The organism is Enterococcus sp. 12F9_DIV0723, assembly GCF_002174375.1.
Lineage (GTDB): Bacteria > Bacillota > Bacilli > Lactobacillales > Enterococcaceae > Enterococcus_A > Enterococcus_A gilvus.
The window spans coordinates 2,320,063-2,335,454 of record NZ_NIBK01000001.1 but is presented as its reverse complement, the minus strand read 5'-3'; the positions used below and the strand labels follow the sequence as shown (position 1 = coordinate 2,335,454).

19 protein-coding genes are annotated in these 15,392 nt (G+C 40.4%); 14 read left to right on the top strand and 5 right to left on the bottom strand.

What is annotated here, in order from left to right; translation table 11 throughout:
• The 5 genes from A5868_RS19025 to A5868_RS11045 form a co-directional block, all read left to right on the top strand.
• Window positions 1–319, top strand: a 319-nt coding sequence (locus A5868_RS19025) for a hypothetical protein (protein WP_176374157.1), incomplete at its 5' end; no start/stop codon positions are given.
• Between the two features lie 10 nt (window positions 320–329).
• Entirely contained in the window at window positions 330–1,031 is a 702-nt protein-coding gene (locus tag A5868_RS11060; protein WP_086303460.1) for a DUF5131 family protein, read from the top strand.
• 351 nt (window positions 1,032–1,382) lie between these two features.
• On the top strand, window positions 1,383–1,577 hold the full coding sequence (locus tag A5868_RS11055) for a hypothetical protein (protein ID WP_087654164.1): 195 nt from the start codon (window positions 1,383–1,385) through the stop codon (window positions 1,575–1,577).
• 28 nt (window positions 1,578–1,605) lie between these two features.
• The gene (locus A5868_RS11050) at window positions 1,606–3,354 is read left to right on the top strand and encodes a DEAD/DEAH box helicase (protein WP_087654163.1); all 1,749 of its coding nucleotides are present in this window, start codon (window positions 1,606–1,608) and stop codon (window positions 3,352–3,354) included.
• 13 nt (window positions 3,355–3,367) lie between these two features.
• Entirely contained in the window at window positions 3,368–4,042 is a 675-nt protein-coding gene (locus A5868_RS11045) for a hypothetical protein (RefSeq protein ID WP_087654162.1), read from the top strand.
• A 361-nt stretch (window positions 4,043–4,403) separates the two neighbouring features.
• Here A5868_RS11045 and A5868_RS19365 read toward each other — a convergent pair whose 3' ends face one another.
• The gene (locus tag A5868_RS19365) at window positions 4,404–4,907 is read right to left on the bottom strand and encodes a transporter associated domain-containing protein (protein WP_254908285.1); all 504 of its coding nucleotides are present in this window, start codon (window positions 4,905–4,907) and stop codon (window positions 4,404–4,406) included.
• Window positions 4,908–5,562: 655 nt separating this feature from the next.
• On the opposite strand from A5868_RS19365, the gene A5868_RS11035 reads away from it, so the two are divergent.
• The 7 genes from A5868_RS11035 to A5868_RS11005 all read left to right on the top strand — a co-directional run bounded on the left by A5868_RS11035 (window position 5,563) and on the right by A5868_RS11005 (window position 11,541).
• Window positions 5,563–6,312, top strand: a complete 750-nt coding sequence (locus A5868_RS11035) for an SDR family NAD(P)-dependent oxidoreductase (RefSeq protein ID WP_086303461.1) — start codon at window positions 5,563–5,565, stop codon at window positions 6,310–6,312.
• A 126-nt stretch (window positions 6,313–6,438) separates the two neighbouring features.
• Complete coding sequence (locus tag A5868_RS11030; RefSeq protein ID WP_086303462.1) at window positions 6,439–7,236, top strand: SDR family NAD(P)-dependent oxidoreductase; 798 nt, start codon at window positions 6,439–6,441, stop codon at window positions 7,234–7,236.
• A gap of 21 nt (window positions 7,237–7,257) precedes the next feature.
• Window positions 7,258–8,412 (top strand): oxidoreductase, encoded by a 1,155-nt coding sequence (locus tag A5868_RS11025; protein WP_086303463.1) that lies wholly within the window; start codon window positions 7,258–7,260, stop codon window positions 8,410–8,412.
• A gap of 321 nt (window positions 8,413–8,733) precedes the next feature.
• Window positions 8,734–9,453 (top strand): hypothetical protein, encoded by a 720-nt coding sequence (locus A5868_RS11020; protein ID WP_010780179.1) that lies wholly within the window; start codon window positions 8,734–8,736, stop codon window positions 9,451–9,453.
• 158 nt (window positions 9,454–9,611) lie between these two features.
• On the top strand, window positions 9,612–10,082 hold the full coding sequence (locus A5868_RS11015) for a LytTR family DNA-binding domain-containing protein (protein ID WP_086303464.1): 471 nt from the start codon (window positions 9,612–9,614) through the stop codon (window positions 10,080–10,082).
• A complete protein-coding gene (locus tag A5868_RS11010) occupies window positions 10,079–10,453 on the top strand; it encodes a DUF3021 domain-containing protein (protein ID WP_086303465.1) in 375 nt (124 codons plus the stop codon). Before A5868_RS11015 ends, A5868_RS11010 begins: the two co-directional genes overlap by 4 nt.
• Window positions 10,454–10,932: 479 nt before the next feature.
• Entirely contained in the window at window positions 10,933–11,541 is a 609-nt protein-coding gene (locus A5868_RS11005; protein WP_010780182.1) for a DUF3267 domain-containing protein, read from the top strand.
• A gap of 41 nt (window positions 11,542–11,582) precedes the next feature.
• On the opposite strand, the gene A5868_RS11000 is transcribed toward A5868_RS11005, so the two are convergent.
• Window positions 11,583–11,996: a GNAT family N-acetyltransferase gene (locus tag A5868_RS11000; protein WP_086303466.1), complete on the bottom strand. Its 414-nt coding sequence runs from the start codon at window positions 11,994–11,996 to the stop codon at window positions 11,583–11,585.
• 260 nt (window positions 11,997–12,256) lie between these two features.
• Between A5868_RS11000 and A5868_RS10995 the strand changes: the two genes are divergently transcribed.
• Together A5868_RS10995 and A5868_RS10990 are read left to right on the top strand one after the other, a co-directional pair.
• Window positions 12,257–12,640 (top strand): hypothetical protein, encoded by a 384-nt coding sequence (locus A5868_RS10995; RefSeq protein WP_086303467.1) that lies wholly within the window; start codon window positions 12,257–12,259, stop codon window positions 12,638–12,640.
• Between the two features lie 34 nt (window positions 12,641–12,674).
• Window positions 12,675–13,259 carry a DUF2922 domain-containing protein gene (locus A5868_RS10990; protein ID WP_086303468.1) on the top strand — a complete coding sequence of 195 codons (585 nt, stop codon included), beginning with the start codon at window positions 12,675–12,677 and terminating at the stop codon, window positions 13,257–13,259.
• A 50-nt stretch (window positions 13,260–13,309) separates the two neighbouring features.
• On the opposite strand, the gene A5868_RS10985 is transcribed toward A5868_RS10990, so the two are convergent.
• From A5868_RS10985 to A5868_RS10975, 3 genes are read right to left on the bottom strand one after another with little or no spacing between them, the layout of a single operon-like run.
• Window positions 13,310–13,879, bottom strand: coding sequence for a YdeI/OmpD-associated family protein (locus A5868_RS10985; RefSeq protein ID WP_176281284.1), 570 nt, complete (start codon window positions 13,877–13,879; stop codon window positions 13,310–13,312).
• Between the two features lie 32 nt (window positions 13,880–13,911).
• Window positions 13,912–14,688 carry a M23 family metallopeptidase gene (locus A5868_RS10980; protein WP_176281285.1) on the bottom strand — a complete coding sequence of 259 codons (777 nt, stop codon included), beginning with the start codon at window positions 14,686–14,688 and terminating at the stop codon, window positions 13,912–13,914.
• Between the two features lie 14 nt (window positions 14,689–14,702).
• Window positions 14,703–15,332, bottom strand: a complete 630-nt coding sequence (locus A5868_RS10975) for a TetR/AcrR family transcriptional regulator (RefSeq protein ID WP_254908286.1) — start codon at window positions 15,330–15,332, stop codon at window positions 14,703–14,705.
• Window positions 15,333–15,392 lie beyond the last annotated feature (60 nt).

Here is a 15,392-nt window from a genome sequence, read left to right as displayed (position 1 = left end):
GTATAAAGAGGATGTATCCGGAAATGGGCAACTAGATTTATTTGATATTAATGATGGAAATAATAATTATGTGGAAAGTAGAAATTCAGGCACTTCAGAAAAAGAATACTTTTACTCTGCAAAGCATTATGCAAAAGTAATTTATTCTCATTTTTTGGGTAAGTATATTTCGAAGAAGGAATTTGATGATTTTATGAGGGACCATGAATACATCCCAGTAGATTGCAAAACTGAAGTGAAGTTCTACTTAGAACAGCTGTATAATATAATACCAGAAACTGAGGGAGCCAAAATCATAGGCTATGATTTTAGGAATTAGGAGAAGATAAATGAATGAATCAAAAATTGAGTGGACTGATTCTACTTGGAATCCTGTTACAGGTTGTACCAAAGTTTCTATAGGTTGCGACAATTGTTATGCTGAAAGAATGGCCAAACGATTATCTGCTATGAAGAACCCCAGATATATTAATGAGTTTAAAACAACTATGCATGAAGATTTATTGGATCAGCCATTAAAGAAGAAAAAACCAAATATGGTTTTTGTGTGCTCAATGTCAGATTTATTTCACAAGGATGTTTCAGATGAATTCATTCGATCGGTATTCAAAACGATGAATAAAGCAGATTGGCATACGTTTCAAGTTTTGACAAAAAGACCTGAGCGACTTAAGAATTTAAGTCAATCATTGACATTTACGGATAATATTTGGATCGGAACATCTGTTGAACATGAAAGATATTTTAAGCGAGTGGATTTACTAAGGAGTATTCCTGCAAAGGTGAAATTTCTTTCTTGCGAACCTCTATTGGGCTCACTTTCAGGAATTAATCTTGATAGAATTAACTGGGTCGTTGTTGGAGGAGAATCCGGTCCTAAATCAAGAAATATGGAGATTGATTGGGTAAGGGAGATACGCGATGTATGCAAAAAAAATGAAGTATCCTTTTTCTTTAAACAATGGGGTGGCTGGAATAAAAAGAAGAATGGTCGTGAGCTAGATGGTAGATTTTATGATCAAATGCCGTAATATAGATAATAGCTACTTTGAGAAAAGTAAATTATCTTTGTTTGGTTGTTCTCCTAAAGACATAATTTGTTTTGATAAAAGTGGTAATAGCCGTAATACTAAATTGTTTAATTGAGAAGTGCATTGTTCAGAACGAACTTAAATTACGAGAAGCACAGCATTGTAAAGAAGCTTTACAAAATCTGAACAAATTCAAGTTGCTTTTGAATTTCGATTATCTTATAGTTATCATTGAAAAGTAGAAGAAAAGAATGTTCAATGCGTTGATATCTTTTCCGTCCTTAATGTTAGGAAGCAAAAAACTTAGTGTATCAATGAATTGTAAATACTTAGATTGGGGTGTAAACAGGAGTGAAAGATTACTTTTTTACTAAACTTAAGAAGGATGTAGTTCCTTATAATTGGCAACAAGCGCTAAATAATTTTTCAAAAAAAAATGATAAACAGGTCTATCTTATTCGCGAACCGTTATCAAAGACAAATGAAGAATATGAGTATAAAGATGCTTTTGTTATACTTATACCAGGGTATAAAATAGGAATCTGATGAGTTCGAAGATTTTGTTGAAGACTTTATGGAAGATTTAGGATATTTATCGGATAAATTTGAATATAAAGAAAAATTAGGAAGACCAAGAAAATGGAAGAAGGATCAAATAGCTGTCATTAATGAGGTTCCTGTAGATATTGAAGAATTTTTTAAAGATTTAAAGAAGTTTCAGCAAAAATCTGATAAAGATAGAAGGATATCAGAACTGCTAATTTCACTTCTTACTGGAAGTATAAATAACATTTACGATATTGATATTGAAGAACCCAAGTCACTATTAGAGAAAGTAAAGCAAAAAATTGTCTTGTTCGATGGCGATCAAACAAGATTCATTTTTGAGGAAATAAATCAACCAATGATCCGAATTCAGGGGTTGGCAGGTACAGGGAAAACGGAATTACTTTTACACAAGTTAAAGGAATTATATACAACTGGAGATGACACTAAAATTGCATTTACTTGTCATAATAAAGTCCTTGCAAGTAGCCTCAGGAATAGAATACCTGACTTTTTTACTTTTATGAAAGTTGAAGAACAGATTGCTTGGGAAGAGAGACTCTTTGTTTTTCATAGTTGGGGATCGTCAAAGATTCCAAATTCTGGTTTGTATTCAAAAATATGTCAACATTATGAACTCCCATTCCATGCATTTAATTTCGGTGATTTTAAAAGAGTCTGTCAAGAGGCCATAAAAGATTTAAGTGAAAAAGAAGAGGTTACTCCTTTATTTGATTATATACTAATTGATGAAAGTCAAGATTTTTCGGAAGAATTTTTTCAGTTATGTAGTATGGTTACCAAAAACTCAGTGTATATTGCTGGAGATATATTTCAAACAATATTTGTGAAACAGTCTACGGATGTTTCGCCAGATTTTCTTCTCAACAAATGCTATAGAACTGACCCAAGAACGCTAATGTTTTCTCAAGCAGTGGGTCTGGGATTATATGAAAGACCTGTAATTAATTGGTTGAATGAAAGTGAATTAAAAGCTTGTGGTTATGATATATCAATTGACGGCAATCAGTACACACTTAGTCGACCTAAAGTTAGACGATTTGATGATTCAGACGAGGATTTTATACCAGTAGAAATAGAAAGAACGAGTAGTAATTATATATTGGAGAGTATTATTGAAACAATTAATAAAATAAAAAGTAATAATCCGACTGTTGAGCCAAATGACATAGGTATAGTATTTATAGATGCAAATAAAAAAATTTATAACCAGATTGATCAATTAGAGTATAGAGTATACGAGGAGTTTCAATGGGATATAACAAAGGGATACGAAAATAAGGAGCAAGTTGAAGGAACTTTATTTGTTAGTAATAGAAATAACGTTAAAGGACTGGAATTCCCGTTTGTAATATGTGTTACGGATGATACTATTTCTCAAAATATTTCTTTGCGAAATGTTCTGTACATGACATTAACAAGATCATTTATATCTACGTATTTAATTATGACTGAAAAAAATCAAGATTTAGGTATATTATGGGATGAGAAGTTAAATGATATTATTTCCCAAAATAGATTAGTCATTCAAAAACCTGAAGAGTCAGATATTCTTTCAGAAGAAGAACTTCGAATAGACAAAGCCAAATATCAAAATATTGAAGAAATGCGAAATGACATATTTAGACGTTACAATATTACCAATACATCAGATAGAATAATGTTAACCGAAATTGTGGAATTGCACTGTAAAAATAAAATAAATGTAACTAAATCGGATGTCGAAAAAATTATTAGAGCCAATATTAATTTGTAAATTAGGTGATTAAATGATTTTAAAATTTTATTATAATAAACGAATAAGTAGCTTAATAAATTCTAGAATAGATTCAAAGGAACACCTATGGAAAATAATTTTAGAATCTTGCAAGCTGATTTTAGTTGGTGATTTAGTAAGTTCAGAGAAATCATCAGGGGAGTTGACCATTGATACAGAAAATAGAAGAATCTTTTTCAGCCAGAAGTCAACTAATGATGAAATAAAGCATTTTAGTTTTCAATTTCCATTTAAGATAGAAGATAAAAATGACTACTACACTTTGAAAACGTATAGTCAAGATACGGAAATACTAAATGCACACATACAGGTTATACAAACTTTGTTAGATAGAGGAATTCTTAGTGAATCACGTGGTATTTATGGAATACAATTGGAGTTTTGTGAATTAATTGAGAATACCTTAAATGATTTGTTTCTACCCAAGAAAATTACCGAAGATTTAGATGATATTTTGCTGGAGTTATTTTTATTTGAACCTAGCTATATTCGGTTTGATGAAGATCAAAAGAATTGTAATGGAAAAATCCATCCGTTGTTTCATTTTGATATTTTCTATTCTCAGCAGACCACCTTAAAATTAGGACTGAATAAATTATTTGAGTTTGATAACTTTTTCTTATTTCTTTCTAAAAATGAGAGTGAGTGTTTTTATATTTCAGACTGATAACAAGATCGGTCTTTCATAATCAAGATATATGAATGAACATATATTTTGATTATTTAAATTGTGCCTTCTTTTGAAACGTATAATAAAGCTGGAATCCTTAAGTAAAAAGATTCCAGCTTTATTTAAGACAACCTAATTTTCATATTATTGGTTTAAGAAAGTAAGTACCTAATCACTTAGTACTTACTATTTCCTTATATCCTTGCTCAATATAATTACTAAAAAATAAGTTGAGATCATATTCATCTTTCCATTAATCAGACAGAAAGTTCTGAAACTTTATTAGAAAACTAGCCTACCTGTTATGATAGTGTTTCCATTTGATAAATCATAGATAAATATGTTTGTTACGTTTCATCTACCCACCCTCAACAACCGGTTGGATCCCCACTTCCTCAATCCTGCGATTCCGCATCTTCGATATAGTCATCTTCAAGCCATCCAATTGAATCGTTTCACCCTCCATAGGGATTCGTTCGATTGAAGCCAAAATATAACCTGCGACGGAGATTGAGTTTGTGGAATTAGTAATATTGAAAAGCTCTTCTAAGCAATCGAAGTCTGAACGTCCATTTACCAGGAAACTGTCATCTGCCAGTTTGTAATAATCCAATTTCTTACCATCATATTCATCCCAGATTTCTCCGACCAATTCTTCAATGATATCTTCTAGCGTAACGAGACCCGCAGTCCCACAGTGTTCATCGATGATGATGGCTATATGGATTTGCTCGGCTTGAAATTTTTTCATCAGTTCTGAAACTTTCATACTTTTCGGGATAAAGCTGATTGGTTTGATAATCTCTTCTAATTTCTTTTCACCTTTCAGTACATGGTAATAAAAGTCCTTTTGATACACCACGCCGGTTATTTCATCAATGTTGTCCTGACAATAGGGCAGACGAGATAAGCCGGAGGATTCAAAGAGTTCCGCTATTTCTTCTGTACTCTTTTTACTGTTATTGGAAGTAATATCCGTACGTGTTAAAAATTTTTCTGTACTTCCAAATCGTAAAATGCGACGACACTTTTGATCAGAAGCTCGTCAGCCTCAACGATCGAACCCTCTTGAGCTGCTTTTTCCATAAGAATCATCCATTCATCTTCGGTGATGGAAGGTGTCGTTTCTTTGTTTATAAAAGTTTCATCAGTCTAATTTTTAAAATAGAGAAAAAGAGAGTCCACGGATAAAAATCGTCAATAAGGCCTTCAGTGGATGGACAAGGGCTAATGCAGACAGTCGTTCAAATCATTACCAGTCTGAAAGTGAGCGATATAGTTTCCTATAAGGAGTTCTTAGGTATACCAATTTATACAGTTCTTTTTGAATCCGTTTTCCATCTCCCCTCATTTAGTGCTATCATGAAATGAGAACCACAGATATTTCCCCTTAAAAGTAATTCTTACACCTAGACATCTGTCTGCAACTGAACTCCATTAAATGTTTCTTTATTGAACAAATTCAACTGCCTATTTTCATGTGATGTTTTTTTGCTTTGGAAAAAGGAGGTAGAACGATGTTCCAAGATTACAAAGTTGTGATTACTGGTGCGACTTCTGGTATTGGTCTGGCGACGGCTCGGCTGTTTATCGAGGAGGGCGCGACGGTCATCGGGATTGGACGAAATTTTAGCCGGACGACGGATTTAGGTGATCGGTTTATTCCTTGTACGTGTGATGTGCGGGATGCCGATGCAATCATGAAGACGTGTGAATTCATCGGAGAAACGTTTGACAATGAGCTGGATGTGTTTGTCAACAATGCGGGGTTTGGTGAGAATACCACGATTCGCGATGTGACGGTCGATCAGTTTGATCGCTGCTTCAGTCTTTTGTTGCGGGCACCGATGTTGTTTGCCAAAGAATTGTATCCTCTGTTATTGAATGCGCCGAAGAACAACGCGAGTATCATCAACACCGCTTCTGCTGCCAGCCGGACAGTCAGCTCTGAAAATCCATTGTATAATTTAGCGAAAAACGCCGTGGTGCTGTATACCAAACAGCAAGCTATGGGGTTTATTGGTGTGCGCTGCAATAGTGTGTCGCCGGGCTTTATCCAAACGCCGATTTTTCAGCGTGAGGGTGTCAATATGGAAGAAAACGACGTGTTGGCAATGTACGATCAGATGGCGAAGGTCACTTGCGGTCGAACAGGAAAACCGGAAGAAGTGGCGGACTTGATCGCGTTTTTAGCCTCGACGGATGCACAGTACATCAATGGCGCCGATGTCTTGATCGACGGCGGCTTGATGACGGTCAGTAATTAATGCCAGTTCCACTTTTCGCAGTTTGAATTAAAGAGAGTTGTTTAGTGGAATGGTATGCGTGGCGAAAATAAAACTCATTTTTGAAAAAAATGAATTCCTTAAAGTGAGATAGAAGGAGGATTCAACATGTTAAAAGAATACATCGTAATGATTACTGGCGCGACTTCTGGCATCGGCTTGGCGACGACGAAGGAGTTTCTGGATCAGGGGGCGACGGTGATCGGGATCGGACGGAATTTTAGCCGAACGAAGGATTTGGGCGAGCATTTTCTGCCGTTTAAGTGCGACGTGACGGATGAAGAACAGATCAAGGCGGCGGTGGCTTTTGCGAAGGAAAAATTTGGCAGGCTGGATAGTTTGATTTGCAATGCGGGGTCAGCGATCGTAGGCACGGTGGAGGAAGTGGATTCTGGAGAGTTTGAGCGGGCTTTTCAATTGTATGTGCTGCACGCGGCGATGTTTACCAAGTATTGTGTGCCGCTTTTGCGTAAATCGGAAAATCCTAGCATCACGCACACGGCATCGGTGGCGTCTTTTATGATTGGGGATTCGGTTCCGTACAATGTGTTGAAGGCGGCCTTATTGAATTACACACGGCAAAGTGCGGCGGCGCTATTAAACAATAATCCAGCGGATATGTTCGGGCGGCCAAAAGCGGTGACGGAAATCGAGGAGGGTGACAATACTTTCATTCGGGTAAATGCCGTTTGTCCTGGATTGATCCGCACGAATTTGATGCCGGATCAAGCGTGGGAAATGCTGGGGACAGAAGCGGCATTGAAGGCGATCCCGAGTCGACGGATCGGAGAGGACTGGGAGCCGGCGAAATTGTTTGCCTTCTTGGCATCAGCGAAAGCCAGCTTCATCACGGGTGCGACGATCACGATCGATGGCGGCTGGTACACGACCCATGCGCGGGTTTAAATGATTGAAGGAGGAATCGAAATGAAGGAAAAGTATGCACCATTATTTGAACCGATTGAATTGAAACATGGAGGTCGTTTGGAAAATCGTTTCGCAATGTGCCCGATGGTGGTTTTTGGCGCTGATCCGGCAACGGGGAGCCCGACGGAAGAGGATGTGAAATACTTTGAACGCCGGAGCAAGTTTGCCTCACTGCTAGTGACTGGAGCGATCACGGTTCAGGAAAATATTCAAGGCCATCCGAAGCAACTGTCCATTTTTAATGACGAGGGGATCGACGCTTACAGCAAATTGGCGGCAGCGATGAAAAGCAACGGCAGTAAGGCGATCGGTCAGATCCAGCATCCGGGACGCGAGGGTGTCTATGGCTGTAATGTGACAGGCAAAGCGTATGCGCCAAGCGCGATCGACTTTCCATTTTTAAAGTATAAAGTTACCGAATTGACCGAGGATGAAGTCTGGCAAGTGGTGAAGGATTTTGGATTGGCGGCGCAGCGGTTGTTAAAGGTAGGCTTTGATGGGGTAGAGATTCATGGCGCGAACCACTATTTGATCCAGCAATTCTTCTCTTGTTACTCGAATCAGCGAGAAGATTATTGGGGCGGCTCTTTTGAGAAACGGATGAATTTTGCGATCGAAGTGACGAAGGAAGTCTTGAAGGTCGCGCGCGCTGAAAATCCAGAGGCGATCGTGGGCTACCGGATCTCACCAGAGGAAATCCATGGAGAGATGGTCGGATATGACTTAGAGGATTCATTGAAATTGATCGATAAATTATTAGAACAGGACCTTGATTTTCTTGATCTGTCCTCTGCGGCGGGCGGGAATTTTGGCAAGGATGCCTACAAGGCAATGCCGCAAAGGGGGGACTTCACTGATCCAGTCAGCTTAGTGATCAGGAAGGCTGTTGCCGGCAGAGTCCCCGTCGTGATCTCTGGAACGATCCGTTCAGCCGATGAAGCGCTAGATGCTTTGAACTACGGGGATATTGCTTCGATGGGTGTTGGTGCATTGGCTGACCCAGACTTCAAGGAGAAGGTTTTAGCGGATAGGGAAGACACCATCCACATGAATGTCAAAGGACATACAGAGGATCTGGAATTGCCGATTGGGTTGATCGAGGTTTATACAGCAGGGATCGGCTTGCCTCAAGTGGAAGGGTTGATTGAGAAATAGCGTCGGAACATCGTTGTTTGGCTTAGTTAGCAACGGTGTTTTATTTTTATTTATTCATTTTCCAAAGAAAATGTTAACTAATTTTTTATTCAAAATGTTTATGAAGTCTTTATTAAATAATCAATGAATGATATAATAAAAAACGTTATTAAACTGCTGTAATATTTTTTAAGTTACAAAAAAGTCATTTAATTAATTAAATATGTAGAAAATAGTTTTTACCGAAAGAGATCGGTAAATAGGGAGGCGGATAAACTTAATTTTAGGGGTTTGGGAGAAAAAATATAAGGAGAAGCATTCAACCTGAATGTGTGGTGAAAAATGATTACAGAAAAACAAAAAGTAGCGATCGTTTCATTATCTGTTTTGTTGGTTGGGGAGATTCTTGCGGTGATCAGTATTGGTCTGATCTATTTTAACAGGGAATTTTTCGGGGAACACATCAATATTATTCGAACGTTTATCAATGCGTCGACAGCTTTCTTTGGCTGCTTCTTTTCATTTATAGCAGCACTGCTGATGTTTGAATTTTTGAAGCATCGTGAGAAACAAAAGGAAGCAGCGAAGACGATGCGTTTGTTTACTAAATTAAAAAAGGAATACGAGATCAATTATTCGGTCTTGCTTGAACTGGGGGAAGAAATCGCCAGCGGGTCTTCTGAATTAGCGAAATTGCTGCGGGAAAACCAGCAGGTGCGGGATCTCTTCGTGTTAGCCGTTTATCGGTTGGACTTTGTCATGTATGACACGTATTACCATGAGGTGGATTGGCACTTGATTCGTGAAATGGATAGTCACAGTGAGAGTTATCTTGAGCTGTTTGAGAAGAGCCATCAGATCGAGTACCTGTGCCAAGCGATCGTAGAGAACAAGATTCATACGGAGGAGAGTCTGAAGCATCTGTTGATGTTGCTGACTCAAAAAATCAGTCTTCTGCAGCAGCGTCAAACGGCGCTTGAGCTGAAACAAAAACCTGCTGAAATGGACAGCCAAAGCGACTATGTGGCTGAACCGGCCGGCGTGGAAATGGTCCAAGAATAAGTCTAAAACCAGAAACCTGTTTCTCAAGGTTACTGGTTTTTTTGTTTTCTAGTGGTGTGGGGATTGACCGGATAGGACGCGCAGCTTACCGGAAAGGAAATAGGGGTATGTTTGCTCGCGTAAATGGCTTACTATAAAGGAACAGAGGGAGGCAGGGTATGGACAAAGGGGTAAAGATTCAACTAGAGATCGGGCGTGAATGGGTGCAGCCTGAAGTTCAGATTCGAGCGGCAGAGGAGCAGATCGGCGCGCGGATCGCCCGTTGCTTTGACACGTATCAAGAGGAGCAATTGGTGATCAAGGTGAAGGACGCGTCTGTTTTCGTAACAAAAGTAGACATTGTGTATATCGAGATATTCAATAAGATCGTCACCTTGTATACGGAAAATGAGGTTTACTCGTTTCGTCGCTCGTTGGCAGCGTTAAAGGAAGAATTGCCAAGCGGGCAGTTTTTACAAGTATCAAAATCGGCGGTGGTCAACACGAAGGCGATTCAAAAGCTCGAGGTCGCTTTTTCGGGGAACTTGTATGAGTATCTAAAGAATGGACAAAAAATAACGGTCTCCCGGAGATTTGTCGAGCAATTGAAGCAGCATCTAGGAATGAACGAAAGGAGGCGCTTTTTATGAAAGAACTATTGAAGGTATTGGGGCGTTCGATTGGGATCGGGAGCACGATCTGCATGGTATTCGCTGTACTTTTTTCTACGAATGAAGTGAGGCGGACCGTGGCGAGTTTTCTTATATTGTCTGTGGTCATCGGTTTACTGGGGCTGGTCTATCAGATGAAGAAAGGGTCGCTGCTGCTGCACACGCTGATCCACATCGGCGGAAGTTTTCTTGCCTTTTTGATCGTGGCTAGGATCAATCACTGGTTTCCCTTCAAATGGCAGATCATTTTCTCGGCTTCACTGTCCTTTTTCGTTGTTTTTTTTGGTATCTGGATGTTTTATTACCTAAAATGCAAACAAGAAATCGAGAAAATCAACCAGAAATTATAGAAGAAAAAACAACACAAATAAAAATAACTCATTTGGTTATAAAAACCAACTATTTATAAAAAAATAAAAAAAGGGAACCGTCAATACGTCTGTAATCCAGTATACTATCGGTGAGGGATACTAGTTTTTATATAAATTGGTGATAAAACGTGTCGTGAGAGCCACCTGTAGGAAGTTGGTCATTTGTAGAGAGAATTGTCAGAGACTCTTTCAGCAGATGCACAGGTTGAAGGATTTTTAGACAGTTGGCAACATGTTGCAAAGGATTTTTTTAAAACGCTATAAAGGGAACAGCTAGGATCTTCCTCGACAAGATTTCTAGCTGTTTTTTGTTGGAAACAGTCAGAAAAAGAAAACCCACTAATGATACTAAAAATTGAAGGAACTTTGACGGAACAAGGGGAAGCGGCTATGATAGTTGAAAGGGTGTTAAAAAATAAAGGGGAAACTATGTGGGAACATAGGAAATGGGGGCAGCTATGGAAACAAAGAGTAGGCGCACGAAGGGAAAGAAGTACGAGACCTTTGACGCGATCTGTCAGGAGATGCAGGAAAAGAACTACCATAAACAAGACAAGACGTTTTCAGCTAAGGAAGGGAGCACATTGATGATGCTGCTTCCGGTGCCGTTCATCGTGCTTGTTGTGGTTGGTTATTTTTGGCGCTGGGGAGCGGAGGCATCACCGTTATGGGAAATCAACTTTTCCTTATTCATTCTATGCTTTTTCATTTCGATACCTGTTCATGAGCTGATTCATGGATTGGCTTGGGCAAATTACGCGAAAAAGAAAATGAAAAGCATTACTTTTGGGTTTAACGTCAAGGAATTAATGCCCTATTGCCATTGCAAAGAGGCGTTAGAAATGAAAGCGTATAAGATCGGTGTCTTGGCACCGGTGGTCGTGCTTGGAGGCGGGACATTTTTACTTTCGCTGATTTTTCCAAACACGGAACTGATCCTGCTTTCTGCCTTCAATATCTTCATGGCGGCGGGGGATCTGATGATTTTCTGGCTGGCACGCAAGATCCATGAAGGAGTCGTGATCGATCACCCGGAACTACCAGGATTTGTGGTATTCACAAAGTAAACTAAAAAGACAGGATTCCTTTTTTTGAGGAATCCTGTTTTTTATCTTTTCAAATACATTCCTAAACTTTCTGGTGCAGTCTCAACGAAGCCAAACTGTTTGTAGAGGTCATCTGCTGGGCGATCCGCGATCAGATTGATATACGCCTGCGGATCGATCTCATTATGGATATGCGTCATCAACAGCTTCATGATCTCCTTTGCCAGCCCTTGTCCCTGTTCTTTCGGAAGCACGGCGATATCGACGATTTGATAGGTCGTCCCGCCGTCACCGATGATTCGCCCCATTCCCACCAGTTTTTGGCCAGCGCTTCTGCGAATGATGACGGAGTAGATGCTGTTGCTCAACCCGATCTTACTCGCTTCTTTTCCTCTGGCAGACAGGCCGCAAGTTTGACGCAGCGCCAAGTATTCTTCGACTTCTGGAACATCGATTCGGATGGTATAGTTCTCCATTTTAACCCCTCCTTAAGACAATATATAGGCTCATTCTACGCTAGTTTTGCCTAGAAACAAAAAATAAACTATGCAAAATACGAATATTTTTTGAGTTTAAACGTGAAAATTAAATTTGTTTTTTTAACAGCCCAGTCACAGCACGGCATTCCGCTTGTGAAAACGTGATTTGGCAAATTTGCGGATTGACAAGAGCAAATTATCGGTATTATAGTCATGGCGTGATCACCACTCCGTTAAAAAAGAAAGGGAATTGTACTATGCCAGAAAACCAACTTACACCACAGCAATTATTTTCATTATCCAGAAAAACATTGGAAAAGCGCACCGCCGATTTTTATCAAGAAAGTCGTGATGAGAAAGCAACGATCAAACTATTGATAGCGCTTCAAGTCCGTGACGAATTGGGAGAATCCGATTTTGCCTTCTTTCTGAAGGATTTGGTTCGCCATCTATTTATGAGAACCAAAACGACACGTGCCTTGCGCCGTTACGCGGTCTATTTCAAAGACTATTTCGAAAAAGAGGAATGGCGGTTATTATCACTGCGGCTGCTAGCGATCAAGACGGTTCTTACTGAGAAGCTCCAAGGCTTGTATACCCAATTTGTCAAAGAACCATTAGCAGGATTTGCCGGCTCTTGAGGCCAGACTATAAAAAGGAAAAGGAGGAAGGTACATGATAAGATTAGCAGCGACATTTGAGAACAGCGAAGGAAAACACCATCGTTTAAGTGTGAAGGACCCAGATACGAGCAAATCAGCCGATGAGATCAAGGCCTCTTTGGAAAAATTTGCGGCGCTGGATCTATTCGAGAAAGACGGCATCGGCTTGTTTAAAAAAGTGGTCGGGGCCAAATTTGTTGAACGAATCGTTACACCGATTTTTGATAGAACGCATGAAGAAGCAGAGGAATTGACGGAGACTGCTCTAGATCAAAGAATAGCTCCGGTGAAACGGTCAATTCAGGATATTCGTGACCCGAAGGAATTGATCTTAGAACAACGAATGGTCAAGCCAGGGATTTTGCAGCAGCTCTTCGCGTTTCCAGCGGGAATTGCTCCTGCAGAAGTTTCGGAAGCAGAAGCCATGTCCTTAGTATTAAGGATGCTGCCGCAGGGAGGCGAGCTAGAGGATATCAGCGTCATTGAAGGGACAGATCCGTTGAGGTTCCGACTGCTCATCAAGCTGAAAGAGGAAGGAAAACCGCTGGGGAAGGAAAGTCCCCCAGATAGGCTACGAAAAAGCCGACACTTGGACTGAGAGAAAAAATAAACAGAAGCAAATCATGAGATTTCCTTCTGTATGGGCGATCAGGAGTCTTTTTTGTAGCTGCTCAAGCGGCCATTGTCGTCCCAAGCGCCGTATCGTTTATTTGCTTTGGTGCTGGTCAGCAATTTCTCCAGCCGCCGTTCAAACAGTTCGTTGTTTGCGGCGTAGCGCTGTATATTGTCGATCTTGATTCGTTGATAGAGTTCTGGGAAGCGTGCAAAATGCTGCTGAATCTCTGAATCTGCTTCAAGGGCCCGAAGTATCCGCGGATCAATCACGAAACGTTCCGGAGAAAGATCAGGCAAGCGCATTTCACCGAGTTCGGTCATTTGATCTAAATAAATCAAACGACGGGCACGTTCCTTGTTCAGCTCCGTCCATTGACTCTTTTTGGATCTAGGCGACAGCCGTTGTGCGACTTCCGTTTCAGAAAGCTTTCTCTTTGTGCTGTCGATCCAGCCGAAACAAATAGCTTCTTCTACGACATCTAAGTAGGTCAGGTTTGCCTGCGCTCGATCGATCACGACCCAACATTCTTTTTCAGAAGCAGCATGGTCTGCTAACCAATCTCTCAGGTCCTGTCGACGCTGAGGTTTATATAAATGATTCATTTCCAAGGATTTCACCTAATTTCTGTCAGCTTTTAATTCAGAGAGCGAATCCGCTCGCCTGCCGCGAGAATTTGCTGGTGGACGCTCTCCCAGGAGGTACCGTTGAATTTTTCATAACGCTCGAATACCAAGGGCAGCCCATTTGCAGTCTTGATGCTCTCAGAATCCATCAACTGGAAATGCAGATGCGGCTCCGTGGAATTTCCTGAATGTCCGATGTTGCCGAGAAGCGCACCCTGCTGAATCGTCTGTCCTTCCTTAACCGCGATCGAATCCTTTTCCAGATAGCAAAAGGCCGCATAAATCCCTGCGGTTTGTTTGAGGACGACATAATTTCCTGCGATTCGTTCAAAGCTGTCACGCGCTGGGTTGAAGAAGAGAGAATGACGGATCGCTGTGGTTTGATCATGGAGCCACGAGGCTTTTTCACCATCCAGAGTATTATTCTTCACGGTGACGACTTCGCCGGCAAACAGCGCATAGACCGGCTGACCAAAACAATAATACTGATCCAGCGGAATACCGCCAAAAAGATAGTTCGCTGAATTTGCAGTATGCGAAGCCTCTTTCTGATCCTTTTGAATGAAATCAAACGCATAACGCAAGCCGAATCGGTCTGTCCCATGACTCGGAACACGATCCGCCGGGCTTGTTTCCGTAAGCCATTCTCCCCGTAGAGGGAATTCAATAGTGACTGCTTTCTCCATCACGGAACCTTCTTTCTGTGGCGGCTTATTTTTGCTTGCAAGTGACGAGGGGACTATCCAGAAAACTAGGACACAACCAGGTAAAATAAGGTTTCTTTTCATCAGGCATCCCTCAATTATTCCTCATAAAAAACGCTTCGAAGATCTTCCAGATACTGAGTCAGTTTATCGGTGATCGCTTGATAATCGAGCTGATCGTAATCAGTCTTCTTTATTTCCTCCACTATCTCATTTGTAAACCCAATATTTCCCCAAAGTATCAACTGCTTACAACGGGCAACATCCAGTCCGGTCCGAAAGTTCGTTTCATCGATAGCATCAAATACATCCTCTGCACAATAGGAAGGCTGTTGTTTGGCCTTGTGTGCTAATTTTTGATTGATCGCTGCTGACTTCGTTTCGACTTGTAAATTGGTAAAATCAAAAATCCACGGATGTTTTTTCATCAAGTCGATCTGCAACGTATAAGATTGCAGCAGGCGCTTAAAGATATCCGTTTCCTGCCAATCCAGCTTATCCCAATAGTCATCAGTCATTGTCTTTTGGCAATAATCCAGCAAGAGTAGAAACAATTCCTCTTTGCTTTTTACATAGTGAAACATCAACGCCTTCGAAATTCCAGCAGCCTTAGCAATTCGATTGGTCGAAGCCTCGTCATAGCCTCGCAGTGAAAATTCTCTCAACGCCGCATTCAAAATACGTTGAACCTTTGGTTCATCCGTATTGAGTTCAATCAAAGTAATCACTCCTTTACCTGTTAGGTCAATTAGAGTGTAACAAGATTTACCTGATAGGTCAAACTTGTC

Coding starts and splice junctions, on each gene's coding strand:
- A5868_RS11025 (WP_086303463.1), top strand. CDS start 7,258: ATGAAGGAAAAGTATGCACCATTATTTGAACCGATTGAATTGAAACAT.
- A5868_RS11060 (WP_086303460.1), top strand. CDS start 330: ATGAATGAATCAAAAATTGAGTGGACTGATTCTACTTGGAATCCTGTT.
- A5868_RS11015 (WP_086303464.1), top strand. CDS start 9,612: ATGGACAAAGGGGTAAAGATTCAACTAGAGATCGGGCGTGAATGGGTG.
- A5868_RS10995 (WP_086303467.1), top strand. CDS start 12,257: ATGCCAGAAAACCAACTTACACCACAGCAATTATTTTCATTATCCAGA.
- A5868_RS10980 (WP_176281285.1), bottom strand. CDS start 14,688: ATGAAAAGAAACCTTATTTTACCTGGTTGTGTCCTAGTTTTCTGGATA.
- A5868_RS11000 (WP_086303466.1), bottom strand. CDS start 11,996: ATGGAGAACTATACCATCCGAATCGATGTTCCAGAAGTCGAAGAATAC.
- A5868_RS10985 (WP_176281284.1), bottom strand. CDS start 13,879: ATGAATCATTTATATAAACCTCAGCGTCGACAGGACCTGAGAGATTGG.
- A5868_RS10990 (WP_086303468.1), top strand. CDS start 12,675: ATGATAAGATTAGCAGCGACATTTGAGAACAGCGAAGGAAAACACCAT.
- A5868_RS11005 (WP_010780182.1), top strand. CDS start 10,933: ATGGAAACAAAGAGTAGGCGCACGAAGGGAAAGAAGTACGAGACCTTT.
- A5868_RS11020 (WP_010780179.1), top strand. CDS start 8,734: ATGATTACAGAAAAACAAAAAGTAGCGATCGTTTCATTATCTGTTTTG.
- A5868_RS11010 (WP_086303465.1), top strand. CDS start 10,079: ATGAAAGAACTATTGAAGGTATTGGGGCGTTCGATTGGGATCGGGAGC.
- A5868_RS11035 (WP_086303461.1), top strand. CDS start 5,563: ATGTTCCAAGATTACAAAGTTGTGATTACTGGTGCGACTTCTGGTATT.
- A5868_RS11045 (WP_087654162.1), top strand. CDS start 3,368: ATGATTTTAAAATTTTATTATAATAAACGAATAAGTAGCTTAATAAAT.
- A5868_RS11050 (WP_087654163.1), top strand. CDS start 1,606: ATGGAAGATTTAGGATATTTATCGGATAAATTTGAATATAAAGAAAAA.
- A5868_RS11030 (WP_086303462.1), top strand. CDS start 6,439: ATGTTAAAAGAATACATCGTAATGATTACTGGCGCGACTTCTGGCATC.